The organism is Shewanella sp. MM_2022_3 (genome assembly GCF_022557375.1).
Lineage (GTDB): Bacteria > Pseudomonadota > Gammaproteobacteria > Enterobacterales > Shewanellaceae > Shewanella > Shewanella xiamenensis.
In genome coordinates, this window is record NZ_JAKZGV010000017.1 from 23,127 (window position 1) to 49,636 (window position 26,510).

21 protein-coding genes are annotated in these 26,510 nt (G+C 45.7%); 8 read left to right on the plus strand and 13 right to left on the minus strand.

Going from position 1 to position 26,510, the window contains the following annotated elements:
• Positions 1-44: 44 nt before the first annotated feature.
• Positions 45-2,681: a type I DNA topoisomerase gene (gene topA, locus MMG82_RS11075; protein ID WP_088586936.1), complete on the plus strand. Its 2,637-nt coding sequence runs from the start codon at positions 45-47 to the stop codon at positions 2,679-2,681.
• 144 nt (positions 2,682-2,825) lie between these two features.
• On the opposite strand, the gene zomB is transcribed toward topA, so the two are convergent.
• Positions 2,826-3,605, minus strand: coding sequence for a flagellar motor control protein ZomB (gene zomB / locus MMG82_RS11080; RefSeq protein WP_037419518.1), 780 nt, complete (start codon positions 3,603-3,605; stop codon positions 2,826-2,828).
• Between the two features lie 227 nt (positions 3,606-3,832).
• Here zomB and cysB point away from each other — a divergent pair, with 227 nt between their 5' ends.
• Complete coding sequence (gene cysB / locus MMG82_RS11085; protein WP_011622367.1) at positions 3,833-4,807, plus strand: HTH-type transcriptional regulator CysB; 975 nt, start codon at positions 3,833-3,835, stop codon at positions 4,805-4,807.
• Positions 4,808-4,894: 87 nt separating this feature from the next.
• On the opposite strand, the gene MMG82_RS11090 is transcribed toward cysB, so the two are convergent.
• From MMG82_RS11090 to MMG82_RS11105, 4 genes are all read right to left on the minus strand, one after another.
• On the minus strand, positions 4,895-5,557 hold the full coding sequence (locus MMG82_RS11090; protein ID WP_047538927.1) for a response regulator transcription factor: 663 nt from the start codon (positions 5,555-5,557) through the stop codon (positions 4,895-4,897).
• Between the two features lie 209 nt (positions 5,558-5,766).
• A complete protein-coding gene (locus MMG82_RS11095; protein WP_047538924.1) occupies positions 5,767-6,198 on the minus strand; it encodes an acyl-CoA thioesterase in 432 nt (143 codons plus the stop codon).
• Between the two features lie 149 nt (positions 6,199-6,347).
• Positions 6,348-7,412, minus strand: a complete 1,065-nt coding sequence (locus tag MMG82_RS11100; RefSeq protein WP_047538915.1) for a 3-deoxy-7-phosphoheptulonate synthase — start codon at positions 7,410-7,412, stop codon at positions 6,348-6,350.
• Between the two features lie 181 nt (positions 7,413-7,593).
• Entirely contained in the window at positions 7,594-8,406 is an 813-nt protein-coding gene (locus MMG82_RS11105) for a pyruvate, water dikinase regulatory protein (protein WP_011072591.1), read from the minus strand.
• A 124-nt stretch (positions 8,407-8,530) separates the two neighbouring features.
• Here MMG82_RS11105 and ppsA point away from each other — a divergent pair, with 124 nt between their 5' ends.
• The 4 genes from ppsA to MMG82_RS11125 all read left to right on the plus strand — a co-directional run bounded on the left by ppsA (position 8,531) and on the right by MMG82_RS11125 (position 15,179).
• Entirely contained in the window at positions 8,531-10,900 is a 2,370-nt protein-coding gene (ppsA, locus tag MMG82_RS11110) for a phosphoenolpyruvate synthase (protein ID WP_241406855.1), read from the plus strand.
• A 99-nt stretch (positions 10,901-10,999) separates the two neighbouring features.
• Positions 11,000-14,041 carry an FAD-binding and (Fe-S)-binding domain-containing protein gene (locus MMG82_RS11115; protein WP_241406856.1) on the plus strand — a complete coding sequence of 1,014 codons (3,042 nt, stop codon included), beginning with the start codon at positions 11,000-11,002 and terminating at the stop codon, positions 14,039-14,041.
• 88 nt (positions 14,042-14,129) lie between these two features.
• Entirely contained in the window at positions 14,130-14,621 is a 492-nt protein-coding gene (locus MMG82_RS11120) for a DUF1285 domain-containing protein (protein ID WP_047538904.1), read from the plus strand.
• Positions 14,622-14,759: 138 nt separating this feature from the next.
• Positions 14,760-15,179: a MarR family transcriptional regulator gene (locus MMG82_RS11125; protein ID WP_241406857.1), complete on the plus strand. Its 420-nt coding sequence runs from the start codon at positions 14,760-14,762 to the stop codon at positions 15,177-15,179.
• A gap of 29 nt (positions 15,180-15,208) precedes the next feature.
• Here the strand turns inward: MMG82_RS11125 and MMG82_RS11130 are convergent, their stop codons facing one another.
• Positions 15,209-15,556: a hypothetical protein gene (locus MMG82_RS11130; RefSeq protein WP_037419354.1), complete on the minus strand. Its 348-nt coding sequence runs from the start codon at positions 15,554-15,556 to the stop codon at positions 15,209-15,211.
• A 195-nt stretch (positions 15,557-15,751) separates the two neighbouring features.
• The gene (locus MMG82_RS11135) at positions 15,752-16,786 is read right to left on the minus strand and encodes a Glu/Leu/Phe/Val dehydrogenase dimerization domain-containing protein (RefSeq protein WP_037426528.1); all 1,035 of its coding nucleotides are present in this window, start codon (positions 16,784-16,786) and stop codon (positions 15,752-15,754) included.
• 280 nt (positions 16,787-17,066) lie between these two features.
• Between MMG82_RS11135 and MMG82_RS11140 the strand changes: the two genes are divergently transcribed.
• Positions 17,067-17,519: a DUF4826 family protein gene (locus tag MMG82_RS11140; RefSeq protein ID WP_037419348.1), complete on the plus strand. Its 453-nt coding sequence runs from the start codon at positions 17,067-17,069 to the stop codon at positions 17,517-17,519.
• Between the two features lie 121 nt (positions 17,520-17,640).
• On the opposite strand, the gene MMG82_RS11145 is transcribed toward MMG82_RS11140, so the two are convergent.
• The 6 genes from MMG82_RS11145 to MMG82_RS11170 all read right to left on the minus strand — a co-directional run bounded on the left by MMG82_RS11145 (position 17,641) and on the right by MMG82_RS11170 (position 23,655).
• Positions 17,641-18,780 (minus strand): cupin domain-containing protein, encoded by a 1,140-nt coding sequence (locus MMG82_RS11145; RefSeq protein WP_241406858.1) that lies wholly within the window; start codon positions 18,778-18,780, stop codon positions 17,641-17,643.
• A 120-nt stretch (positions 18,781-18,900) separates the two neighbouring features.
• Positions 18,901-20,271, minus strand: coding sequence for an adenylosuccinate lyase (gene purB, locus MMG82_RS11150; protein ID WP_047538893.1), 1,371 nt, complete (start codon positions 20,269-20,271; stop codon positions 18,901-18,903).
• 29 nt (positions 20,272-20,300) lie between these two features.
• Positions 20,301-20,918 carry a high frequency lysogenization protein HflD gene (hflD, locus tag MMG82_RS11155; RefSeq protein ID WP_188871539.1) on the minus strand — a complete coding sequence of 206 codons (618 nt, stop codon included), beginning with the start codon at positions 20,916-20,918 and terminating at the stop codon, positions 20,301-20,303.
• Positions 20,919-20,921: 3 nt separating this feature from the next.
• Positions 20,922-22,040, minus strand: coding sequence for a tRNA 2-thiouridine(34) synthase MnmA (gene mnmA / locus MMG82_RS11160; RefSeq protein ID WP_037426519.1), 1,119 nt, complete (start codon positions 22,038-22,040; stop codon positions 20,922-20,924).
• Between the two features lie 296 nt (positions 22,041-22,336).
• On the minus strand, positions 22,337-22,813 hold the full coding sequence (locus MMG82_RS11165) for an NUDIX hydrolase (protein WP_140907411.1): 477 nt from the start codon (positions 22,811-22,813) through the stop codon (positions 22,337-22,339).
• 56 nt (positions 22,814-22,869) lie between these two features.
• Positions 22,870-23,655: an rRNA large subunit pseudouridine synthase E gene (locus MMG82_RS11170; protein ID WP_181159859.1), complete on the minus strand. Its 786-nt coding sequence runs from the start codon at positions 23,653-23,655 to the stop codon at positions 22,870-22,872.
• Between the two features lie 417 nt (positions 23,656-24,072).
• Here MMG82_RS11170 and MMG82_RS11175 point away from each other — a divergent pair, with 417 nt between their 5' ends.
• A complete protein-coding gene (locus MMG82_RS11175; protein ID WP_047538885.1) occupies positions 24,073-26,298 on the plus strand; it encodes an NADP-dependent isocitrate dehydrogenase in 2,226 nt (741 codons plus the stop codon).
• The last annotated feature ends 212 nt before the right edge of the window (positions 26,299-26,510 follow it).

Consider the following 26,510-nt stretch of genomic DNA (forward strand, 5'->3'; position numbering starts at 1 on the left):
AGCCAATTTCCACCTTCTTGAGATTTTTTGGCGCAAATCAAACTATGGGTAAATCGCTAGTTATTGTCGAATCACCGGCCAAAGCTAAGACCATTAATAAATATCTTGGCAAAGAATTCATCGTTAAATCGAGCGTAGGTCATATCCGTGATCTGCCTACATCTTCTATATCTGACGGCACCGATAAGGTGAAACCTGCCGCCGAAGTAAAGAAGATGTCGCCAGAAGAAAAGGCGCGATACAAAAAGATGAAAGATCATCAAGCGCTGGTATCGCGTATGGGCGTTAACCCTGAAAAGGGCTGGGCGGCTAAATATCAAATTCTACCGGGTAAAGAGAAAGTGGTTAAAGAGCTGCAAGCCTTAGCCGATTCTGCTGACCAAATTTATCTCGCAACGGACTTAGACCGTGAAGGGGAAGCCATCGCCTGGCATTTGCAAGAGGTGATTGGTGGCGATCCTTCACGGTATCAGCGCGTGGTGTTTAACGAGATCACCAAATCTGCGATTCAAGAAGCCTTTAGTAAGCCTTCTTCCCTCGACACCAATATGGTTAATGCCCAACAGGCACGACGCTTTTTAGACCGTGTCGTCGGCTTTATGGTGTCACCACTGTTGTGGAAGAAGGTTGCCCGTGGTTTATCCGCAGGACGGGTACAATCTGTGGCAGTGCGTCTCGTGGTGGAACGTGAAAGCGAAATCAAAGCCTTTGTGCCAGAAGAGTTTTGGGATGTGCATGCTGAGCTTAATACGCCAGCCAGCGAAGCACTGCGCATGGAAGTGGTTAAGTATTTAGATTCAGCTTTTGAGCCAACCAACGAGCAACAAGCGTTAGCCGCGGTGCAGGCCTTATCTTCGGCTAGCTTTAAAGTGATTGCCCGTGAAGATAAAGCGACTCAAAGTAAACCTTCCGCCCCCTTTATTACCTCCACCCTGCAACAAGCGGCCAGTACTCGTTTAGGCTTTGGGGTGAAGAAAACCATGATGATGGCGCAGCGCTTGTACGAAGCGGGTCACATCACGTATATGCGTACCGACTCGACAAACCTAAGCCAAGAGGCCTTAGACAGCGTACGTGAGATGATTGGCAAGGAATACGGCGCCAAGTATTTACCTGCCGAGCCTATCCGCTACGGTTCTAAGGAAGGCGCACAAGAAGCGCACGAAGCGATTCGTCCTTCAAATGTCAATGTTGAAGCTGCGGCTTTAACTGATATGGAACGTGATGCGCAGCGCCTTTACGAGTTAATTTGGCGTCAGTTTGTCTCCTGCCAAATGACACCTGCCCAATACGACGCGACTAAACTCACGGTGAAAGCAGGCGACTACGAACTTAAAGCAACAGGACGCATCCTGCGCTTTGACGGTTGGACCCGTGTTCAAACTGCAATCAAGAAGAAAAACGAAGAAGACAATACACTACCGGCTGTGAACGAAGGGGATGTATTATCTCTCGTTGAACTCGAGCCTAAACAACATTTTACTAAGCCTCCAGCGCGATACAGTGAAGCGTCATTGGTTAAAGAGTTAGAGAAGCGCGGTATTGGCCGTCCGTCAACCTACGCCACCATTATTTCGACGATCCAAGAACGTGGCTACGTGAAAGTGGAAAACCGCCGCTTCTACGCTGAAAAAATGGGCGAAATAGTCAGTGAACGCTTAGTCAATAGTTTTGCTGAATTGATGAGCTATGACTTTACCGCCAGTATGGAACAGACCCTCGACGATGTTGCTAAGGGTGAGTTGGATTGGAAAAAAGTGCTCGATGGTTTCTATGCTGACTTCACTAAACAATTAGAGAAAGCAGAATTAGCACCGGAAGAGGGCGGTATGCGCCTCAATCAAATGGTGATGACCAATATTAAGTGCCCGACTTGCGGTCGTCCAATGGGGATCCGTACCGGCACAACAGGGGTATTCCTCGGTTGTTCTGGTTACGAGTTGCCACCAAAAGAGCGCTGCAAAACCACCATGAACTTAACGCCAGGCATTGAAGCGATCAGCGATAGTGAAGATGCCGAAACCGATGCATTGCGTGCCAAGCACCGCTGTGGTATTTGCGGCACGGCGATGGACAGTTATCTTATCGACGAAAAACGCAAACTGCATGTTTGTGGTAATAACCCTGTTTGTGAGGGGTATGAAGTCGAAGAAGGGCAATTTAAGATCAAAGGTTACGAAGGCCCATTAATCGAATGTGACCGCTGTGGTCATGATATGGAACTGAAAAACGGTCGTTTTGGTAAGTACTTCGGTTGTACGAATGCGGAATGCAAGAATACCCGTAAATTACTGAAAAACGGTGAAGCGGCGCCACCAAAAGAAGATCCTATTTACTTACCAGAGCTTAAATGTAGCAAGTCGGATGCGCACTTTGTGCTGCGTGACGGGGCGGCAGGGATATTCTTAGCGGCCAGTACCTTCCCTAAATCGAGGGAAACCCGTGCGCCACTGGTTGAAGAATTAGTGAAATACCGTGAACTCTTATGGCCAAAGTATCAGTATCTTGCTGATGCACCTATCGCTGATGATGACGGCAATAAGGCGGCGGTGAAGTTTAGCCGTAAGACCAAAGAGCAATATGTGGCGACGGAAGTCGACGGTAAAGCCACTGGATGGTCCGCCCATTATGTTAATGGTAAATGGGTAAGTGAATCATCAGCGAAGAAAGCGAAGAAATAAACATGTGCTTATGGGCATGTTCACAAATCGTCATTGAGGATGAACGCTTTGTGAATATGCTCTAGGTTGTGTTACTGCTTAAGTTAGATTTCAACCAATAAAAAAGCCAAGTCACTGACTTGGCTTTTGTGTTTTAAAGATTGATCACCATTTCTTTTTCGGTTGAAACAGCATATCGATATCGTCTTCTTCATTCTTGGGCTTAGGTGCACTGGGTGCAGTGAGTTTTTGTGCGCCCATAATTTCATCTAATAGCATTTTGGCTTCATCGACTTTACGGGCGATAAAGGGATCGTTTGGCGTCTGCGCTTTAATTGCATGCAAAGTGGCTAATGCTTTAGTCACCATTTGCTTTGAAGATCCGTATTGCTTCATAAAACTTGCGGCGCGAGCACGTGACAACATAGAGTCAACGTTAATTCTGAGCTGTAAACTATCAATACGATTTTCTTCCTGACCAAATACCGCTGGGTCGACTCTCCCCTTGTTATGCTCTGCACGCAAAATGGCTTTTAGTTTCTTTAACGTTTGTACTAACACCAAAGTTTGTTTGTCGTTATCAGGCAATCTAAAATTCTCAATCGGCGGGACTTGAGGTGGGTTAGCTTGTAATGAATCAATTTGATTTTTGATATCGGCAAGTCGACGTTGAAAATCGGCTTGTTGTTGGCTTGTACTCAGTGATGTTGCCATTTCCAAAGCATCTTGAACACGGCGATAGAGCACTAACATTATATGTGTACTACAAGGTATCATCCCTGTATTGGATAATACGGTTTCTGTTTCATCAAGAATCGCACGTTGGCGGGCAAATTCAATCCTACGTTCAGCCTCTGCACGTTCTTTTTGTTGTTGTATTACGTTAATTCCGATAACAAGCAGTAATAGTGCACCGATGAGGATCAGAACCAAGGTGAATGTCATAGCTGTTCCATTATTTATCCAATTGAGCTAATGCTACAATAAATCAATAAACTAGCATAGTTATCTTAGCCTAGGTTATCATTTCTGTCGTTTGAAACATAAGACTTGTGCTCTATATTCCTATTTGCTTTAATTTTTACTATATACTATAACGATTGATTATAGCTGATACTGAGTGGTGCTATTTTAACCAATCCATTTCAGCCTGTTTGAGACAAGGACATAAGATGAAACTGCAACAGCTCAGGTATATTGCTGAGGTCGTAAAGCATAACCTTAACGTATCGGCCACAGCTGAAAATTTATACACATCACAGCCTGGGATCAGTAAGCAAGTTCGCATGTTGGAAGATGAATTAGGTATTCAAATATTTGGTCGCAGTGGTAAACATTTGACCCATGTGACGCCAGCTGGACAGCAGGTGATTAATATCGCCAATGACATCTTAGGTAAAGTTGAAAGTATTAAAAAAGTATCTGAGGAATATACAAAACCGGATCAAGGTGAATTGAATATTGCGACAACGGATACCCAAGCTCGCTATGCTTTACCCCATATCATTCGCCAGTTTATCGACCGTTATCCCAAAGTTAACCTACATATGCATCAGGGGACGCCATCGCAGATCAGTGAGCAGGCTGCCCGAGGTGATGCTGATTTTGCAATTGCGACCGAAGCGATGCATTTGTATTCCGATTTGATTATGTTGCCTTGTTATCACTGGAATCGCTCCGTCGTGGTGCCAAAAGATCATCCCTTGGCGACACGAACTCATATTAGTATTGAAGATTTAGCCCGTTTTCCATTAGTGACTTATGTGTTTGGATTTGATCGGGCATCGGAAATTGAGAAAGCGTTTAATCGTGCAAACCTTGAGCCGCGGGTTGTCTTTAGTGCTACCAGCGCTGATGTGCTGAAAACCTATGTGCGCTTAGGCTTAGGTGTAGGAGTGATTGCCTCTATGGCGATTGATCCAAATATTGATAAAGATTTAGTTGCCATCGATGCTGGCCATTTATTTGCCCATAGCACCACTAAAATTGGTTTCAGGAAGGGTAGTTTCTTACGAAGTTATATGTATGATTTTATTCAACACTTTGCGCCACATTTAACTCGTGATGTGGTTGAGAAGGCCGTCGCATTGCGTGATCAGCAATTAATTGATGAGATGTTTGCAGATAAAAATCTGCCTATGCGTTGATTAAGCTACGCTATTGGTGAAATTAATAAAAATGCCGCATCAATTGCGGCATTTTTATTGTGTTGAGAGTTGAAATGACACGCATGACTATGACAAATCGACTTTATCCATTTCAAGCTGACTTAAAGCAATAACCGCTTGAGTGCGATTACGAACGCCTAGTTTTCTGAAAATGGCAGTGGCGTGCGCTTTTATTGTTGCTTCAGAAACACCTAAGTCATAGGCAATTTGTTTATTGAGCAAGCCCTCAGCAAACATTTGCAGTACTTTATATTGCTGCGGCGTGAGATCTGAGAGCTTACTGGCCATTTTATCAGTGCTGTCATCTTCGATAGGTATAATATCAGCACCTTTAGGTAGCCATAAATCCCCACATAAAACAGCGGTTAGGGCTTCTTTCAAGGTTTCCATCGACGCCGATTTAGGGATAAAACCGCTACCACCGTAGTGAATAGCACGGCTAATGGTATTGATATCCTCGTGGGCCGAAATCACGATAACAGGCAGCTCAGGGTAGTGAGAGCGCAGATGGATAAGCGTCGAATAGCCGTGGGAACCTGGCATCTGCAAATCCAGTAAAACCAAATCGTAGCTGATACTTTGTGAATCTAACACAGACTGCAACGCATCGGCACTGTCAGCCTCAAACCACTGGGTGCGCTCAAAGGCACTACTGAGTGCTTGACGTAGTGCATTTCGAAACAATGGATGGTCGTCGGCAATAATTATATTTAAGTTTTCTAGCTTCATGGCTTTTTTGATTATGTTCGTGGCGCGTGAAGATTAAACCCAATGTAACAGAAAAGTAATCGAGGATCCTATTGGTTTATGCAGCAAGAAGGACAAAATTTTTATATGTTTCTGGTTGTTATACTTTTGTCTTGCTTAAATGAACGAATAAATTAGCCCTAAAACCTTGCTGTTAAAGGGCTAGAGTACGTTATTACGTAGTATAAATCTTATTCAGCCGTCCACACTTGGGTTGGATGGCGTTGTTCGTCTACCGCAACAAAGGTGAATACGCCACGGATCGCATGCTCACGGTGATCTTGGTACATGTCTTCGACAAAAATATTGACTTCGACCTTTAACGAGGTATTACCTACATGGATCACGCGGGCGATAAGCTCTGCTAAGGTACCCGCTGGAATAGGTTTTTTAAAGTCGATTCGATCAGAGCTGACTGTAACTAAGGCTTTACGGCAGAAACGAGTCGCAGCAATAAAAGCGGTTTCATCCATCCATGCTAAGGCTTCACCACCAAATAAGGTATTGTGGTGATTGGTGATAGAAGGAAATACGGCTTTGATTACCCGCGCTTCGGATTGATTGATTCGTTGTTCGATGGCATCGGAAAAAGTAGGGCGAGTAGAGTCGAGTGAATGTGGCATACGGCAACCTGAGGTTATGCATTTTCAAGAGGCGCGATTATAGTGAGTTTTCAATTTGAATGATATAAAACGACTATATCGTTAGGTTTTAAGACAAAACGAAAAGTAAAAAGGCTTCCAGTGGAAGCCTTTAGTGTTTGGTAATCGACTTATTTACCGAGAAGTTCACGCCTATCGCGTGAGGCTTTAGCCAGATCTCGCAGTAATTTTTCTGAGTCATCCCAATGTAAGCAGGCATCGGTAATGCTTTGGCCATAGCATAAAGGTTGACCCTCAATCACTTTTTGATTGCCTTCCTGTAAGAAACTTTCTGCCATGATGCCGGCAATGGCCGTACTTCCGGTACGCATTTGCGCCATGATATTTTCAGCAACGACCAGTTGTTTTAGGTGATTTTTTTCACTGTTACCGTGACTAAAATCAACCACCACACGCGGCGTTACATTGACAGACTCAAGTTTTAATCTTGCTTGTTCAATATCCTGCTCAAAGTAATTAGGTTTTTTACCACCGCGTAAAATAATGTGCCCATAAGGATTGCCATGGGTACGATACACTGACATAGCGCCATCTTTATCTGGTGAATAGAAAATATGTGGCACTTTGGCGGCACGAACGGCATCAACGGCGATATTGATATTGCCATCGGTTCCATTTTTAAAACCTACAGGGCAGGAGAGTGCCGAGGCCATTTCGCGGTGGACTTGGCTTTCAGTGGTGCGAGCGCCGATAGCGCCCCAGGTGATTAAATCAGCAATATATTGACCGTTCACCATATCTAAAAACTCGGTGGCAATCGGCAATTTCAGCTCAGTGATTTGCTGTAGTAGCTGACGGGCAATACGCAATCCTTTATTGGGTTCAAAGCTGCCATCTAAGTCAGGATCGGAAATTAACCCTTTCCAGCCAACAATGGTGCGCGGCTTTTCAAAGTACACCCGCATTAAAATACAGAGATCGTCCTTTAACTCTTGATGCAGCACAGCTAAACGGCGGGCGTAGTCGAGGGCAGCTTGCGTATCATGGATAGAGCAAGGGCCAATGATCACCAGTAGACGATGATCTTCGCCCATAATAATGGCTTCAACTTCACGACGTTGCTGAACGAGGTAATCGGCTGCATCTTGGGTTAACGGGTACTCAGATGCCAGTTGTGCAGGTGAGATGACTTTAGCTAATAAGGAAGTGCGTAATTCGTCTGTTTTAATGGTCATTCAAAATACCGAGCTTGCGTGCGGCGCTTTTCGCCAGATTGCCTCGGATTATAACGAATCGAACAGCATTGCACAGTGCCAATTGTGTTAATTGTCGGCAACTGTGCAATGAATTTGATTTAAGTTAGACCTATTTAGCCTAAATCGAGGGACTCGATTGTCTCGTTCGAAATCATCAAGATTAGAACATATGACGTTCTAAACCCGTCACATCTAAAATCTTAGTGGCGATTTCTTCGACCGAGTGGTTGGTGGTGTCGATATAAGGAATACGTTCACGTTTGAACATCATCTCGACTTCTTTTACCTCTAAACGACACTGCTTTAAGGAAGAGTAGCGACTGTTTTCCATCCGACTTTGGCGGATTTCATGTAAGCGTACCGGATCGATGGTCAACCCAAACAATTTTTTCTTATTGCGTTTTAAGGCTTCGGGCAGTTTAAGGTTATCCATATCGTCTTCGGTGAACGGGTAGTTAGCCGCTTTAATACCAAACTGCATCGATAAATAGAGGCTGGACGGGGTTTTACCGCAGCGAGACACGCCCAGCAGGATCAAATCGGCCTGATCCATATGCTTCATGGTTTGGCCATCATCATTATCCATCGCAAAATTGATGGCATCGATACGGGCTTCATAACCCTGATTGGCTTTACCGTGGGTGCGGTGTAATACAGGCGATGCACTTACGCCTAAATGTTGTTCAAGTGGAGCGACGAAGGTATTTAAAAAATCGTAATCGAGACCTTCACTCGAATAAATGATGTCCCGAATTTCCGGTTTAACGATTGAATGGAACACTAAGGGGCGTTCGCCTGTTGTAATAAAACAATCATTAATTTGTCGTTTAACGTTTTCAGCTTTTGCCAATGTTTCAACAAATGGAATTGTAAGTGACTCAAATTCTAATGGAAATTGCGAGAGAACTGCATGCCCAAAAACCTCTGCTGTGATCGCTGTGCCGTCGGAGATGTAAAATACCTTTGGTGCCATACTGACCTCTTGTAGTAATAAAATTACAAATAAAATTATAGATTTACGCTTCTTCAGCGGGAGTGTAAAATGCCGCTGCCCTCGTGTGAAGGGGCCACTGAAATAAACTTGCGGAGATAGAACTGTGCAGCAATACGTACTCTGGTATCAGGAATTAGGCATGGGTGACGTCAACTTGGTTGGCGGTAAAAATGCTTCTCTTGGCGAGATGATCAGCAATCTAGCTAATGCCGGTGTTCAAGTACCTGGCGGATTTGCGACTACTTCTTATGCGTTCAATGAGTTCCTTGAACAAAGTGGAGTAAACCAGAAGATTTATGACATTCTAGCCACACTGGATGTAGATGATGTCAATGCACTGGCAAAAGTAGGTGCACAGATCAGACAATGGGTGATTGACACCCCATTCCAACCAGCTTTAGAGCAAGCCATTCGTGAAGCTTACGATAAACTTGCCGCTGAAACTAGCGATGCATCATTTGCAGTACGTTCTTCTGCTACCGCAGAAGATATGCCAGATGCTTCTTTTGCTGGTCAGCAAGAAACCTTCTTAAACGTGAAAGGATTTGACTCTGTACTCGTGGCGATTAAGCACGTGTTTGCGTCACTCTTTAACGACCGTGCAATTTCATACCGTGTTCACCAAGGTTATGAGCACCACGGTGTTGCCCTGTCTGCCGGCGTACAACGCATGGTTCGTTCAGACAAAGCGGCATCAGGTGTTATGTTCACCATGGACACTGAATCAGGCAACAACGATGTGGTGTTTATCACTTCATCTTTCGGTCTGGGTGAAATGGTTGTTCAAGGTGCGGTAAACCCTGACGAATTCTATGTCCACAAACCTATCCTTTCTCAAGGTCATAAAGCCGTTGTTCGCCGTAATATCGGTAGTAAGCTCATCCAGATGGTGTATTCCGATGATGCTGCTCACGGCAAACAAGTGAAAATTGAAGACGTTGCTGCTGAAAAACGTCGTCAATTCTCCATCAACGACGCCGAAGTGATGGAACTTGCTAAACAAGCAATGGTTATCGAAAAACACTACGGTCGTCCAATGGACATCGAGTGGGCGAAAGACGGTAACGATGGCAAACTCTATATCGTTCAAGCGCGTCCAGAAACGGTTCGTAGCCGTGAAGACGTACAATTAATTGAACGTTACCACTTAAAGAGCCGTGGCGCAGTGATCTCTGAAGGTCGTGCTATCGGTCATAAAGTGGGCTCAGGTGTGGCTAAGGTACTAACCTCCATCGCGGATATGGATCAAATCCAACCAGGTGATGTGTTAGTGACCGACATGACTGACCCAGATTGGGAACCTATCATGAAGCGCGCCAGCGCCATCGTGACTAACCGTGGCGGTCGTACCTGTCATGCGGCGATTATTGCCCGTGAATTAGGCGTACCTGCGGTAGTCGGTTGTGGTGATGTGACTGACCGTATCAAAAATGGTCAGTTAGTGACTGTATCTTGTGCCGAAGGTGACACAGGTTACATCTACGAAGGTAAACAAGAGTTTGAAGTGATTTCAAACCGCGTTGATGCACTGCCTGCATTACCGATGAAGATCATGATGAACGTGGGTAACCCAGATCGTGCATTTGATTTTGCCCGTTTACCTAACGAAGGTGTGGGTCTAGCGCGTTTAGAATTCATCATCAACCGCATGATCGGTATTCACCCGAAAGCGTTGCTTGAATTCAACCAACAAGATGCTGCATTGCAGGAAGAAATCAACGAGATGATCGCCGGTTACGACTCTCCTGTTGAGTTCTACATCGCTCGCTTAGTCGAAGGTATTGCATCTATTGGTTCGGCTTTCTATCCGAAGAAAGTGATCGTACGTATGTCAGACTTTAAGTCTAACGAATACGCTAACTTAGTCGGTGGTGACCGTTACGAGCCAGAAGAAGAAAACCCAATGCTCGGCTTCCGTGGTGCGAGCCGTTATATCTCTGAATCATTCCGCGATTGTTTCGCACTTGAATGTGAAGCGATTAAGCGCGTGCGTAATGAAATGGGTCTGAAGAACGTTGAAGTCATGATCCCATTCGTCCGTACCGTGAAAGAAGCTGAGCAAGTGATTGAACTGCTGAAAGAGCAGGGCTTAGAGCGTGGTAAAGATGGTCTACGCGTCATCATGATGTGTGAAGTACCGTCAAATGCGCTGTTAGCGGATCAGTTCCTTGAGCACTTCGATGGTTTCTCTATCGGCTCAAATGACTTAACACAGTTAACACTCGGTCTTGACCGTGACTCAGGCATCATCAGCCACTTGTTTGATGAGCGTAACGAAGCGGTGAAGATCCTGCTGTCTATGGCCATTAAAGCGGCTAAGGCCAAGGGTGCTTATATCGGTATTTGTGGTCAAGGACCTTCAGATCACGCCGATTTCGCGGCTTGGTTAGTTGAACAAGGCATCGATACCGTATCGTTAAACCCTGATACCGTAATTGATACTTGGTTATATTTAGCCGAAGCGCACGCTTGATCTAGGCCGTAATTTTATCAAGGTGTTAAAAAAGCCGCTTTTTAGCGGCTTTTTTTTGTTTATAATGGGCCGCATAACAATAATTGACTGAAGCCGCCCATGTTACCTCTGTTATCACATCAACAAACCTTAGAACCTGTTTATCTGGCCTATCTTGATGCTTTAGAACAAAGTGCCTATGAAGGTGATATTGATAAGCGCTACAGCGCGCGCTTAGTGCAAGCCACGGATAACTCTGTCTATCAATTTTTGCCCCAGGCGGTGCTTTATCCTAAACACCAAAAGGATATCGAGATAGCGCTTAAACTTGCTACGAAAGCAGAGTTTGTGGGTGTGACTTTTAGTGCTAGAGGTGGCGGAACAGGCACTAATGGGCAGTCGCTGACCCACGGTTTGATCCTCGATGTGTCTCGTTATATGAATCGTGTGTTGGAAGTGAATCCTGAGCAGGGCTGGGTTAGGGTTGAAGCAGGGGTCATTAAAGATGCGCTAAATGATACGCTGCGTCCCCATGGATTCTTCTTTAGTCCCGATCTCTCAACTTCAAACCGCGCCACTATTGGCGGTATGATCAACACCGACGCCTCGGGCGCAGGCTCTTTGGTGTATGGTAAAACTTCCGACCATGTACTGGCGCTGCGTAGCGTATTGATAGATGGCAGTGTGTTAGATACTCGTCCCCTCGATGCGGGTCTCTTATGTAATCCCGATAACGTGAGTGAAAATCCGCTTGGACAAAAACTGATTTCGGCAATTGCAAAGGTATGCCGTGAGAAGCGCGCGCTCATTGAGCAACAATTCCCAAAACTCAATCGATTTTTAACCGGATATGACTTAAAGAATGTCTGGAATGAAGGCTTAACTCAGTTCGACCTTTCACGCATTTTAACAGGCTCTGAAGGCACGCTGGCGGTTATCACCGAAGCGAAACTCAACATTACACCACTGCCGAGTGAGCGGGCGATGGTGAATATTAAGTACGATTCCTTCCAGTCTGCGCTGCGTCATGCTCCTTCCTTAGTGGCTGCGCGGGCAACGGTGGTCGAAACCGTGGACTCTAAAGTGCTTAATCTTGCCCGCGAGGACATTGTTTGGCATTCGGTTTCCGACCTTATTCAAGAAGTGCCGGGTAAAGTCATCGATGGCCTGAATATGGTCGAGTTTGCTGGTGATACGGCAGAAGTTGAGCAAAAGCTTGCGAGTCTTGAGGCTGTATTGACCGAGCAAATTGGTCGCGGTGAATGTGGTGTGGTTGGTTATCAAGTCACTCAAGATAAGGCCAGCATTGAGAAAATCTATGGCATGCGTAAAAAGGCCGTTGGATTGCTCGGTGCTACCAAGGGACGTCGCAAACCCATTGCATTTGCCGAAGATACTGCTGTGCCGCCTGAAAAACTTGCCGATTATATTATGGAGTTTCGTGCGCTACTCGATAGTCACAATTTGCAATACGGTATGTTTGGCCATGTGGATGCGGGCGTATTACACGTAAGGCCTGCGCTGGATATGTGCGATGTCGAAGATGAAAAACTGCTGAGGGTGATTTCTGATCAAGTCGCGGCGCTGACACTCAAATACGGCGGCCTGATGTGGGGCGAGCATGGTAAGGGGGTGCGTGGCGAATACGGCCCATCGGTATTTGGCGATGAACTTTATGGCGTGCTGCAAGACATTAAAGGTCTATTTGACCCTGATAACAGGCTTAATCCCGGCAAGTTAGTGGCGCCTAAGCAAGTCGGCAGCTTGGCATTTGATGTGGATAGTACCAAGCGCGGCAAGTTTGACAGACAAATTCCCGTTGAAGTACGCGATGCCTATCCCGATGTGATGAACTGTAACGGCAATGGCCTGTGTTTTAATTACAGTAGCTACTCGCCCATGTGTCCGTCATTTAAGGTGACTGGCGATAGGGTGCAATCCCCCAAAGGCCGTGCGGGTCTGATGCGTGAGTGGCTGCGTTTGCTTGAGTCGGAAGGGGTGGATGTGAACGCGCTGGCGAAAGCTAAACCATTAGGTATTTTGCAGCGTATGCAAAATACCATCAATGCGAAGCGCGATTACGATTATTCCCACGAAGTGATGGAATCGCTGAAGGGATGTTTGGCCTGTAAAGCTTGCTCGAGCCAGTGCCCGGTTAAAGTGGATGTACCTAAGTTTAGGGCGCAATTCTTTAATATTTACTATCAACGTTATCTGCGTCCGGCCAAGGATTACCTGGTTGCGGGCATAGAAGACAGCTTACCTCTGATGGCTGCTGCGCCAAGGTTGACCAATTTCGCCTCGCAAAACCCGCTCAGCCAATGGGTGATCAAAAAGGCCATCGGTTATGTGGATGCGCCAGCGCTGTCGGTGCCAACCTTAAAACAACGACTCGATGGTCATGCGAGTCGCGGCTATGATCTGGCGGCATTGCAGGCCATCCCCGCCGATGAGAGAGCAAAATTTGTATTAGTTGTACAAGATCCCTTCAACAGTTTCTACGATGCGGGCTTGGTGTATCGCTTTATCCAATTGATCGAAACTTTAGGATTAAAGCCAGTTCTTCTGCCCTTTAAACCCAACGGTAAACCGACGCATATCAAGGGCTTCTTGGGTAAATTTGCTAAAACGGCGCAGTCGAGTGCGGATTTCTTAAACCAAGTGCATAAGTTAGGCATGCCAATGGTTGGGATTGATCCCGCCTTAGTGCTCTGTTATCGCGATGAATATAAAGAAATTTTAGGGGCTAACCGCGGCGCGTTTGAGGTTAAACTGGCTAACGAATGGCTGCTTGGCATACTGCAGGATATTCCTACTAAGGCCATGCAAGATAAACAATTTACTTGGTTTAGCCATTGTACTGAGTCTACGGCGAAGCCTAATACCGCCAATGAGTGGAGCAAAATCTTCACTCACTTTGGCGCTAAATTAACGGCAGTGAATCTGGGCTGTTGCGGCATGGCGGGTACCTACGGTCATGAGGCTGAGAATCTTGAGCGTTCTAAGACCTTGTTTGATATGTCGTGGAAAGACACTTTAAGCAAGATGGATGCATCACAGGTGCTTGTCTCTGGCTACTCATGCCGCAGCCAAGTAAAGCGTTTTGCTGGGTATAAGCCAAAACATCCATTAGAAGCTTTATTGGAGCTCGTTAAGGCTTAACGCAATTTTTTATTAGGGATTGGATAATCCCTAAGGCAATGCCACACTAAACCAGTCGTCAGGCTGGTTTTTTTATTGAGGGGACGCTATGGAAAAACACACGGACAATGTTATCGATACGCTACAGGCATTCACCAGCAAGACAAAACAGAATGATGACTTAGCACAGCAAACTGAGCTATGTAGTCAAACAACGTTATTTTGTATTCAACTCTCCGGTGACTGGTTATATCAGGACAGCCCATTACCGACGAAGTTTGCTAAGCTGTTTGCCAGTATTTTACATCACATCGATGGGGAGCATTTTCTAATAACCCCAGTGGAGAAAGTGCGAGTCGAGGTGGATGATGCGCCGCTGTTGATTGTCGATTATGTGAAGGATGAGACTGCATCGGGTTTAACGCTGCGCAGTAGTATTGGCACCGAGCATTCTCTGGCGACACTCCATCATTTAAAGCTCACCGACTTTGGGATTTATCTGCCGCTAGAGCGCGGCCTATGGGGAAAATTGAGCCGTGCCTGCTACTACAATTTTGTGAATGAATTCAATTTAACCGATGAAGGTGGCCTCAGTGCTTAAAGATTTTGATTGTAATAACTTGGGGAGGCTGACTAGTTTATTATGGGTTAAGTGATAGTATTAAAACTAACCTTAGCCAATCCTACTCGGGTTTAGGTCTGTGTCGATGGGTCTAAATGTTGTTTTCGGAGGTGCTGTTTGAACCGTTATGAAAGCTTAGGCTATCTTGTTTCGCATTTAAATATTGAGCTGCAAAATGAACTCGATTTGCAGTTGAAACGCTATCAGCTCGACATTAAGTTGTGGCCAGTATTATTCGCGCTTTGGCAGGAGGAGGGGATTACTCAGACCGAGTTGTCCAAACGTTGTGATGTAGCGAACTATACCATGACCCGTTTGCTCGATCAGTTGCAGGTGCAAGGCCTCATCACCCGCCATCAAGAACTCGATAATCGCCGAGCTTTCCAGATTTTTCTCACCGATGAGGCCAAGGCGCTGGAGCAGGATTTGATCCGTGAGGCCGAGCGCGCCAATGAAAAGTTTCTTGCTAATCTTACTGAAGATGAACGAAGTTATTTTATTAAGCTTTTGAATAAAATAAATAAGCTTTCAGATTAGTCGATAATACCTTCGGCTAGTTTTGCTATTTATAAAGGGAGTAGCATAAAAAGTAACACTAAACTTGACCCCAGTAATAACCCTTGTTGTAGTAATCGTTGTCGCTGCATTAAGCTATTTTTTCCCTGTTTCAGACTAGTGATTAGCTGATTACGCTTATAAATACGGCAAGTTAACTCATTTGTGAAGGGGTCAATAAACAACTTACATAGGCATTGCCCACCATCTTTCAATTTGATCAAATGTTCACTTTGATGGCTAAAATTGAGTTTGCGCGAAACCATTTGGCCATTGATATAGACTCTCTCCAAACCCGACCAATCACTTGCTTGTAATTCAAGTGAATCTTTCCCCAGCTCATATTTGAAACTGACCATAGTGGCACCTTCTCCGTGACTGACGAGTAGTTAATTCAAGCAGAGACATATAGGGTTTTCCACTACAGAAAAGTGAATTTTACGTGGCGTTTTAGTATCTGATTGGTATTGAGAGGAATTTATTTTTTAGATAGATAAGTGGAGCGAGGGAAGTGGTTGAGGCGGACAACGACTCGTTGTCCGCCTACTGCATGATTAAGCTTTGGCCGCTTGGTAAATGGCACGGGCCATTTCGTCAGCTACTGCACCTGTCGTGCGGTTTTCAGCATCGGCCTTAGCAAAAATCTTCAGCAGCGTGTTGTAGATTTCTCTGACCTTAGCTTCTGATTTTGCTGCGTCATAATCTTTTTCAAATGACACGTTGATAATGCCGCCAGCGTTAATCACATAATCTGGCGCATACAGAATGCCCATTTCTTTTAACTGCTCGCCATGGCGGACTTCGGCTAATTGGTTGTTGGCGCAACCCGCAACAATCTTAGCTTTGAGTTGTGGTAGGGTAACATCGTTTAGAGTTGCACCTAGTGCACATGGCGCATAGACATCCACGTCTTGGGCATAGATATCCTGTGGAGCAACAACGATGGCGCCAAAGTCGGTAGCTACTTTATCCAGTGATGCTTGGTGAATATCGGTAACAATCAGCTGTGCACCTTCTTCATGCAAATGTTTACACAGGTAGTAACCTACATGGCCCACACCTTGAACGGCGATCTTAAGGCCTTTTAAGCTGTCTAAATCGAGTTTATGTTTAACTGCAGCCTTGATCCCTAAATAGGTGCCTAGTGCTGTAAATGGCGATGGATCGCCACTCTTGCCTTCAAGGCCTGCCATGTAAGGTGTTTCTTGATGGGCAATCATGATATCAGCGGTCGTGGTGCCCACGTCTTCAGCAGAATAGTAACGTCCACCGAGGCTATTAATAAAACGGCCAAAAGCACGGAAGAGGGCTTCGCGGTCAGGACGCTTAGGATCGGCAATAATCACTGACTTACCACCGCCCATGGTTAAACCAGCGAGGGCATTTTTGTAAGTCATACCACGGGAGAGGCGCAATACGTCAGTCAGGGCTTCATCATCGGATTGATAGTTCCACATCCGGCATCCACCTACCGCAGGACCTAAGTTGGTGTTATGGATGGCAACAATGGCTTTTAAGCCACTTTCTTTATCATGACAGAATACGACCTGTTCATGTTCATCAAAGGATACATGATTAAATACAGCCACGTGAAGTTCTCCGCTATACACAATAAAACGTCGATGGAACGACTTCCCATCGACAGCTCGTTATATTTATTGCAGAACCATAGCATTTAGCGATACTCTCAACCATGCATAATGACCGAATAAATAGATTATTTGTGGCAATCTAGCTTTCCACTTTACGTAAACGTAAGCTTAGAGGTGCGAAACCAGTTTTAACTGATGATATTCTCAGACATTAGTATAATTCGCGTGCTGTCCCAAGAATGAGAGCCGCGCTATAACAATAAGATAGGACGGAAGTATGACTGAACAAGCTGTCGATCAAGCTCAACCAACAATCTCTCCTGAAGAAATGGAGAAATTGCGCCAAGAGTGGGTCAGAACACAATTCCAAAAAGCGAACCGTTTTTTAGCGGAAAAAGGGGTTATCCCCAGCAAGGTTTTAGCCGATGAGAGCCGTTATCTTGCACCTTATTTAGCGATTTGGAAGATGGAATCCAAACGTCCTACGACCAAAACCTATTGGGTGATGTCAGGCGATTTACCATCGGATTTTGTGGATGTCAAAGTGGCTAAAACGGCGCGTGATGCGGTTCGTCATTTCTCGATGATGTGGCAAATGCAGGCTGAAAATTTGATCCGTTCAGGCGCAACCAGACGTGATGCAACCCAGGCAAAATTTGCCCAGTTATTAGTCTCCCGTGCAGAGAGTTTATATCGTATGCACAATGATGAAAAACTCTGGAATAGCTAGACTTCCTTGTGTTAAGTCATAAAACCAAAGGCACTCGATTGAGTGCCTTTGTTGTTTAAGTCTGTCTCAAGCGTTGTGTCCTACGTTGAGCATACCGACGGTTTCATTCCATATTAAAGGATTACGCTTCTTCATCACTTAAATAGTATAAACCTTGATTAATCAGTTCCAGCAATAGCTGTTGTACTTCATCATGTTCGCATAACGCGAGAGCCGTTTCGCTATCAAAGCTGACATGATCGCTTAACTGTACAAGCACCGCTTCGGGTGTATTGGGCAGATCATAGATTTCGCCATTAATGAATAAGCGCGAGTGAGCATCATTCTCTAAACGTAGTACTTTTAAACCGCCAATGCGATTTACACCAGCGCCTTGTTCAAAGGCATCTTGCAGATCGTCGATGCTATAGGCTTCTTCGTCTTCACAAATATCTAATTCGAATCGGTTTTGGCTTAGCAGTTTACCTAGCACAACCTGATAACTCGCAGGATCTTGGGCAAGCTGGCTTAACAGCGACATAATGCCGAGTTGATGATCTTGGCTAATAATGCCCGGATTTGCTGGCTCGGATGCGGAGGTAAAACGCTGTTGACCCAAATTTTTGTCGAGTAAATAGTCGGCCACTTCGCTGACTAATTCTTGCTGACTGGGTGCGCGGTAACCAATCGAATAGCTCAAGGCTAAGGTTAAGGTTTCACCGCAGTGTGGGAATCCTGGTGGAATATAAAGCATATCGCCTTTCTCTAACACCATATCAATGATGGGGTCAAAGTCTTCAACCAGAGGTGAATTAGGATTACCGCCACGACGTTGTTGTGGGGTGTTGTCACCTACGGTCCAGCGGCGCTGACCTTCGCCTTGAATAATAAACACATCGTAGTTGTCGATATGGGGACCGACACCGCCACTTGGAGTGGCAAATGACACCATCAAATCATCGAATCGCCAATCGGGGAGAAAACGAAAGGCCTCAACGAGGGGTTGTGAGTCGGGATACCAATGGTTAACCGCTTGCACCAATAATTGCCAGTGGGTTTCACCGTAATTGTCGTAATCCTCAAAGGGGCCTTGGATCACTTCCCAGTTATCTTTTTGGGTAACGACGATGCGCGAAGTGATTTCTTCTTCGCAGGCCAAGCCGGCCAGCTCATCGGCACTGATTGGATCTTCAAAGTGAGGAAAAGCGCCTTTGATGACCACAGGTTTTTGTTGCCAGTAATCCTTGAGGAACTGGGCAATATCGAGATTGAGTTTATACATAGTGTCAAAAAAGGCGACTACATCCTTAACAATGTAACCGCCTCAATCCTTATTTAGGCTAGATAATAAGCTAAGCATGTCAGCTTAGCGTTAAACGAAGCGTTAGCCGTAAACTGAACTTTAGTTAAGTTCGTCAACGAATGCTTCTGCACGGCCAATATAGTTGGCTGGCGTCATCTTCTTCAGCTCTGCTTTCACTTCTTCAGGCAGGGCTAAACCGTCGATAAATTCGGCAAGTTGCTTAGCGTCGATGCGTTTACCGCGTGTCAATTCTTTTAACTTCTCGTATGGCTTTTCAATACCATAGCGACGCATAACGGTTTGTACGGGCTCGGCCAATACTTCCCAGTTTTGATCGAGCTCGGCACGTAAATGCTCTTCATTCACTTGTAACTTGCTGATGCCTTTTAAGGTCGCTTGGTAAGCGATCAGCGAGTGGGCGATACCCACACCTAAGTTACGTAGTACGGTGGAATCGGTTAAGTCACGTTGCCATCTTGAAACGGGTAGTTTTGCGGCTAAATGTTGCATCAACGCATTGGCAATACCTAAGTTACCCTCAGAGTTTTCAAAGTCGATAGGGTTGACCTTGTGTGGCATGGTTGATGAGCCAATTTCACCGGCAATGGTACGTTGCTTGAAGTGACCTAAGGCAATATAACCCCAAACGTCACGGTCGAAATCGAGCAGAATAGTATTGAAACGCGCAATCGCATCAAAGAGCTCTGCAATGTAATCATGCGGTTCTATTTGAGTGGTGTATGCGTTCCAGTGCAGGCCTAGGCTCGTCACAAAACGTTCAGACAGTGCATGCCAGTTCACTTCTGGGTATGCAGATATGTGCGCGTTGTAGTTGCCTACGGCGCCGTTAATTTTCCCCATGATTTCAACGGCCGCGATTTGCTTGATTTGGCGCTCTAAACGCACGGCTACGTTAGCCATTTCCTTGCCTAAGGTTGAAGGCGAGGCTGGCTGACCGTGGGTACGTGACATCAAAGGTACTGAGCGGTATTCAACGGCCAGTTTTTTGATGGCGCTGAGCAGTTCATTGCAATAAGGCAGTACCACTTGCTCGCGGGCTTCAGTCAACATTAAACCATGGCTTAAGTTGTTGATATCTTCAGAAGTACAGGCAAAGTGAACAAATTCACCGACAGCGGCGAGTTCAGCGTTGTCTGCGATTTTTTCTTTGATAAAGTATTCAACTGCTTTCACGTCGTGGTTGGTGGTGCTTTCAATGGCTTTCACGCGAAGCGCATCTTGCTCACTGAAATTGTCTTTTATGGCATCGAGAAGCGCGATCGCTGACTCGCTTAATGGTGGCACTTCGGTGATTTCTGGGCAATCAGCGAGTAACTTTAACCAGTTGATTTCAACTTGAACACGGTACTTAGTAAGACCGAACTCGCTGAAAATCCCTCGCAATGACGCTGTTTTACTACCGTAACGGCCGTCTACCGGAGAGATAGCAGTTAGTGCGGAAAGATCCATGTGAAGCTCCTTGATGAAAACTTATTTTATTATAGGGTAAGACTTTTCTTGGCTGTGTCTATGATGGCTTTACGGGCAAAGACTAAGTGTCGACGTTTGCCGCCTAGTTGTCGCCATAACACTGCGCTGCGCATGGCTGCAAGCAGCAAGGCGCGGATTTTTTGTTGCACGATTGGACGTTGCAGACACACTGGATTACCTGAGATCTGAATCTTAGGTCCAAGATTACTGATAATGTCGCTATAAATACTGGCCAGATTGGCAATGACTTGTTCGTCGGTGATCGCAAAATGATGTAGCTGACGATTCACTTGATTGATTCGTTCGGCAAGCATAGCTAACCCGGTATTTGAACGGGTTAATTTACGTTCAAGGGCTAAAATTCCCACCAGATAGCGGGTAATTTCCACATCTTTTTGACTGCTATCCCCCAGTTGATTTAACACCAATTGGTAGCCTTTGTGCAGGCCCGCCTTATCTTGGTAGACATCGGCGGGGGTTTCTGGATTAGTCACTAAAATGGTGTGTAAACTGGCAGCTAGCTCATCGGTGTCGCTTTCACCATGACGGGCTAAATACTGAACTTGTGCAATGGCCTGCAGTATTCCTGCAAAGGCCATAGTACGATCATGGAGCTGTTCGTTCACGGTTTATCCTCTGATCAGTTGATCGATAATTCCGCCACCGAGGCACACTTCGCCATCGTAAAATACCGCTGATTGGCCAGGCGTCACGGCGGCAACGGGCTCGTCAAACACCACTTTGAGGGTATTGTCATCAAGATAGGTAAGGGTGCAAGGGATATCCTGCTGGCGGTAACGGGTTTTCACCACAATTTGGCTGCCATCGGCGGGACCTTTGCGGTCGACCCAGTGTAGTTGATTGACAAACATGCCATTGGACATCAATCGCGGATGGTGACCACCTTGGCCAACAACAAGCACGTTACGTTTGAGATCTTTGTCCACCACGTACCATGGGTCATCATTGCTATTTTTCATGCCACCAATCCCCAGACCTTTACGTTGGCCTAAGGTGTGGTACATCAAACCTTGGTGCGTGCCAATGACTTCGCCTTCGGCGGTTTCGATATTGCCAGGTTGCGCTGGTAAGTAATTACCTAAAAATTCAGTAAATTTTCGCTCGCCGATAAAGCAAATGCCGGTGCTGTCTTTCTTATCATGGGTAATTAAGCCCATCTGTTTGGCGATCTCTCGCACTTCGTGTTTTTCGAGTTCACCCACCGGAAACAGGCTGCGTGCCACTTGTTCATGGCTTAAGGTGTATAGGAAGTAGCTTTGATCTTTATTATTGTCGACCCCGCGCAGCATTTGCGTTGTGCCATCGGCATTGTCGCGGCGGCGCACATAGTGACCCATGGCGATGTAGTCGGCATCGAGAATATCATCGGCAAACTCTAAAAAGGCCTTAAATTTGATTTCTTTGTTGCACATGATATCAGGATTTGGGGTACGACCTGCTTTGTATTCGGCAAGAAAATACTCAAATACATTGTCCCAATATTCGGCAGCAAAGTTGACCGTGTGGAGTTTTATCCCAAGCTTATCGCAAACGGCTTGAGCATCTTTTAAATCTTCGGCGGCCGCGCAGTACTCGTCGTTGTCATCTTCTTCCCAGTTCTTCATGAAAAGGCCTTCAACCTGATAGCCTTGCTGCATAAGCAAATAGGCTGAAACGGATGAATCAACACCGCCGGACATGCCGACAATGACTTTTTTACCTGTATGAGTGGGTTCGATTGATGTCATAGATCCTAAAACCATTGAGTATATGTGTTAGCGAGTCGTGGCTTGAACCGTTGTCATTAGTGCATGACTCACTTTTAAATCTGCGTTTATATTAGCTGCGTAGTTAGGGCAGGCTTATTGGTGATCCGTTTAGCATCTGAGATACATCAGCCCAACATCATTAAGCACAAGATGCATGATGCTAAAATACCCCAAATTTTTAACCCAAAAGCGCAGTTAAATGCCTTATCGAATCGCGCATTTATGCGGGGGCGTATTCTATCACGCCTTGTTGCTTGGGGCTATCTTTGACATCCCTACAGACGCTGACTATTGAGTAATTCGAGCGAATGAATTTGCCCTTGTTGCAACTGTTTGCGGTAATCGTTGAGGCAATCGAGCACTAATGGACTGCGCAGTTGATGAGCTTTAGCTGCGATCTGCTCAAAGCTCAACCAATGGGCGGCATAAATATCCGCATCCTGTGGCTTAGGTGTGAGTAGCGTATCTACTTGCACCAAAAAGGTAAAACGCACAAATGCGAGGTCCTGATTGGCGCTAAATTGATAAATCCCGACCAATCCCTGTGGCTTGAGTTGAAGGCCTGTTTCCTCAAAGACTTCGCGCTCACAGGCTTGGATAAGACTTTCATTCGCTTCCAAATGTCCTGCTGGTTGATTAAAACGCTGCTCACCATCAATCCACTCTTCCACTAATAGATACTTATCCTCGGTAGAGGCATGGATAATACAAGCAACTGTTACATTGGGTTTATATCTTGCTTTTACTGTCACAGTGATTACCTTTGAGCGGCTAGATTAGGGATATTGGATTGCTTGTTGGCGCAAGACTATTCGGTCTTTTGAGCCACCAGTATGCATTTATGCTCACCTGTCGCTAAATCATCTAGACTCCATTGGCCTATTTTATAGCGAATAAGTCTTAAGGTCGGAAAACCAATATGGGCCGTCATCCGCCGAACTTGGCGATTGCGTCCTTCATGGATTTGAATTTCAAGCCAAGTAGTAGGGATGTTTTTTCGCTCACGGATCGGCGGATTACGCGGCCACACATTCGGCGTCGCCATGATGCTGACCTTCGCAGGGAGTGTCATACCATCTTTTAATTCAACCCCTTGGCGCAGTTTGGCTAAATCGGCTTCCGATGGCACACCTTCCACTTGTACCCAATAGGTTTTAAAGGTTTTCTTTTTTGGCTCAGTCAGTTTGGCTTGGAGTTGACCGTCATTGGTTAACAGCAACAGTCCCTCGCTGTCGCGATCTAATCGCCCAGCAGCATAAACGCCCGGAATAGGGATGTAATCTTTTAAGGTTTTACGGCCTTGCTCATCGGTAAATTGGCACAGAACATCGAAGGGCTTGTTAAATAAGACGATGATAGGCGCAGTTTGAGGCTTGACGCGTGAGGCCGATGAGTGTTTTTGAAGCCGTGTTTTGGGACTATTTTGTTGTGACCCTGTATCGCGCTGCAAACTTGCCTTGGCAGATTTGGCGAAGGAGCTTGGTTTACTTCCTTTGCTGCGGTTATCTGCCCTATGCTGCGGGTGCGTGGTGGATGCGCTCTGGCCGCGAGTGCGAGGTGTTGCCTGAGAAGTTAGCGGGTTATTTTTGTTCATGCAGTAACTAATTGTTGTTCATACCGTGGCGAATAGTCGCTTAAGACAGTCTAGTCATTTTACGTCGTCGCCGATGATATACGACTGAACCTATCCGTTAGCAGACGTCAGAAAGAAGACGTGTTATTTATCTGCACACAGTGTACTTGGCATTCGCCGTTAGTGGAATTTGAATATTATTGTGAATGCTCTATGATGTCGGCCTGAAAATGTGATCTACGCCTAAATGTTTGTTAGGTATTAATGAGTCGATTTACCCACGTTGGCGAACGTAAAGAGGATGTTGCAGCGGGTTTATAGGTTTTGTAGGGGCGTTTACGATTGCCTCGATAGAGAATTCCTTCGTGCCAATGTTTGTTCGTCATGATATAAAATTATTATAAAAATACTAAATTTTACAATAATGTAGGATGTAACATGAAAGATAACTCACCAACAATTATTTATACCGAAACCGATGAAGCGCCAGCACTGGCAACGCTTTCTCTGTTACCTATCATCAAGACCTTTACCAATGCGGCGGGTGTGGCGGTTGAAACCCGTGACATTTCTTTATCAGGCCGTGTGATTGCTAACTTCCCAGAAAAACTGACTGACGCGCAAAAGATTGGCGATCACTTAGCTGAGCTTGGCGATTTAGCGAATCAACCAGAAGCTAATATCATCAAGTTGCCTAATATCAGTGCGTCAATCCCACAGTTAAAAGCCTGTATTTTAGAGCTGCAACAGAAAGGATATGACATTCCAAACTATCCTGACGAGCCAAAAACTGACGAAGAAAAGTCAATTAAAGCGCGTTACGACAAGATCAAGGGCAGTGCGGTAAACCCCGTCCTGCGTGAAGGTAACTCTGATCGCCGCGCGCCGCTGTCAGTGAAAAACTTCGCGAAAAAGAACCCACACTCTATGGGTAAATGGGTGAAAGACTCTAAGTCACACGTTGCTCATATGAGCGAAGGTGATTTTTACGGTAGCGAGCAGTCAGTGACTTTGGCTAACGCAGACACGGTCAACATCGTTCTGGCACAAAAAGACGGTCAAGAAGTCGTCCTTAAATCAGATCTGAAACTGCTCGCGGGTGAAATCATCGACGCGTCAGTGATGAGCAAAAAAGCCTTAGTGAGCTTCTTTGAGCGTGAAATTGCCAATGCCAAGGCTGAAAACGTGTTGTTATCGCTGCACCTTAAAGCCACCATGATGAAAGTGTCCGATCCCATCATGTTTGGCCATGCCGTGAAAGTGTTCTTCAAACCGGTATTTGATAAACATGCAGCGTTATTTGCTGAATTAGGCGTTGATGTGAACAACGGTTTTGGCGATGTATATGCGAAAATCGCCAGCTTACCTGCCGATGTACGTAGCCAAATTGAAGCCGATATCGCGGCGGTCTACGCTGAGCGTCCTGCGCTGGCGATGGTGGATTCTGACAAAGGCATCACCAACTTACACGTCCCAAGCGACATTATTATCGATGCTTCTATGCCAGCGGCTATTCGTTCATCTGGCCAAATGTGGGGTCCAGATGGCAAGTTGCACGATACTAAAGCGCTGATCCCAGACCGTTGCTACGCAGGTGTGTATCAAGAAACTATCGCGTTCTGTAAAGAACACGGTGCATTCGATCCAAGCACTATGGGCAGTGTGCCAAACGTGGGCCTGATGGCGCAAAAAGCCGAAGAATATGGCAGCCACGATAAAACCTTCGAAATCCCAGCCGATGGCGTAGTTAACGTGATTGATGCCAGTGGCAAAGTGTTAATGAGCCACAACGTCGAAGCGGGCGATATTTGGAGAATGTGCCAAGTTAAAGATGCCCCAATTCGCGACTGGGTGAAATTAGCCGTACGCCGCGCACGTTTAAGCAATACTCCTGCGGTATTCTGGTTAGATGCAAATCGTGCCCACGATGCGCAATTGATTGTTAAAGTGAAGCAATATCTGCCTGAGCATGACACCAGCGGTTTAGACATCAGCATCATGTCACCAGAAGAAGCAACACGTTTCTCTTTAGCGCGCATCAAAGAAGGTAAAGATACTATTTCTGTTACTGGTAACGTACTGCGTGACTACCTGACTGACTTGTTCCCAATCCTCGAACTGGGTACCAGTGCTAAGATGCTATCTATCGTGCCATTAATGAATGGTGGCGGCCTGTTTGAAACGGGTGCGGGCGGTAGTGCGCCTAAACACGTACAACAGGTTGAAAAAGAAGGTCACTTACGTTGGGACTCTCTAGGTGAATTCCTGGCATTAGCGGCTTCTTTAGAGCATTTAAGCCAAACTGTGGGTAACCCTAAAGCGCAAGTACTGGCGGATACCTTAGATCAAGCCATTGGTCAGTTCTTAGATAGCAACAAGTCGCCATCAAGACGCGTTGGAGAGCTAGATAACCGTGGTAGCCATTTCTATCTGGCGATGTACTGGGCACAAGCATTAGCCGCTCAAACCAAAGACGAGCAGTTACAAGCTCACTTTATTCCATTAGCGCACGCTTTAAGCGCCAATGAGCAAGTGATTGTGGCTGAACTCAACAATGCGCAAGGTGCACCAGTGGATTTAGGCGGTTACTATCGTTTAGACGCCGCAAAAGCTGAAAAAGCCATGCGCCCAAGCGAGACACTGAACAAGCTATTACTTGCTTAAGCAGCATTGATACTTGTAAAGGCCTGCATTGCAGGCCTTTTTATTGCACTAAATTTAGGAGTAAGTTGTAAATTAACCAGAGCGAGTTAACGTTTCGAGATGAAAATGTATTCGCTCCGGTACACCTATGCTCACAAAATGAGACATGACGTGTAGTTATTCTACTCAAAATAAAAAGGCAGGGATTAATCCCTGCCTTTTAGATCATTGGC

Coding starts and splice junctions, on each gene's coding strand:
- MMG82_RS11100 (WP_047538915.1), bottom strand. CDS start 7,412: ATGACCATTAAAACAGACGAATTACGCACTTCCTTATTAGCTAAAGTC.
- mnmA (WP_037426519.1), bottom strand. CDS start 22,040: ATGACATCAATCGAACCCACTCATACAGGTAAAAAAGTCATTGTCGGC.
- MMG82_RS11130 (WP_037419354.1), bottom strand. CDS start 15,556: ATGGTCAGTTTCAAATATGAGCTGGGGAAAGATTCACTTGAATTACAA.
- MMG82_RS11115 (WP_241406856.1), top strand. CDS start 11,000: ATGTTACCTCTGTTATCACATCAACAAACCTTAGAACCTGTTTATCTG.
- MMG82_RS11140 (WP_037419348.1), top strand. CDS start 17,067: ATGACTGAACAAGCTGTCGATCAAGCTCAACCAACAATCTCTCCTGAA.
- MMG82_RS11095 (WP_047538924.1), bottom strand. CDS start 6,198: ATGCCACATTCACTCGACTCTACTCGCCCTACTTTTTCCGATGCCATC.
- MMG82_RS11170 (WP_181159859.1), bottom strand. CDS start 23,655: ATGAACAAAAATAACCCGCTAACTTCTCAGGCAACACCTCGCACTCGC.
- MMG82_RS11145 (WP_241406858.1), bottom strand. CDS start 18,780: ATGTATAAACTCAATCTCGATATTGCCCAGTTCCTCAAGGATTACTGG.
- cysB (WP_011622367.1), top strand. CDS start 3,833: ATGAAACTGCAACAGCTCAGGTATATTGCTGAGGTCGTAAAGCATAAC.
- MMG82_RS11090 (WP_047538927.1), bottom strand. CDS start 5,557: ATGAAGCTAGAAAACTTAAATATAATTATTGCCGACGACCATCCATTG.
- topA (WP_088586936.1), top strand. CDS start 45: ATGGGTAAATCGCTAGTTATTGTCGAATCACCGGCCAAAGCTAAGACC.
- MMG82_RS11105 (WP_011072591.1), bottom strand. CDS start 8,406: ATGGCACCAAAGGTATTTTACATCTCCGACGGCACAGCGATCACAGCA.
- MMG82_RS11175 (WP_047538885.1), top strand. CDS start 24,073: ATGAAAGATAACTCACCAACAATTATTTATACCGAAACCGATGAAGCG.
- MMG82_RS11120 (WP_047538904.1), top strand. CDS start 14,130: ATGGAAAAACACACGGACAATGTTATCGATACGCTACAGGCATTCACC.
- purB (WP_047538893.1), bottom strand. CDS start 20,271: ATGGATCTTTCCGCACTAACTGCTATCTCTCCGGTAGACGGCCGTTAC.
- zomB (WP_037419518.1), bottom strand. CDS start 3,605: ATGACATTCACCTTGGTTCTGATCCTCATCGGTGCACTATTACTGCTT.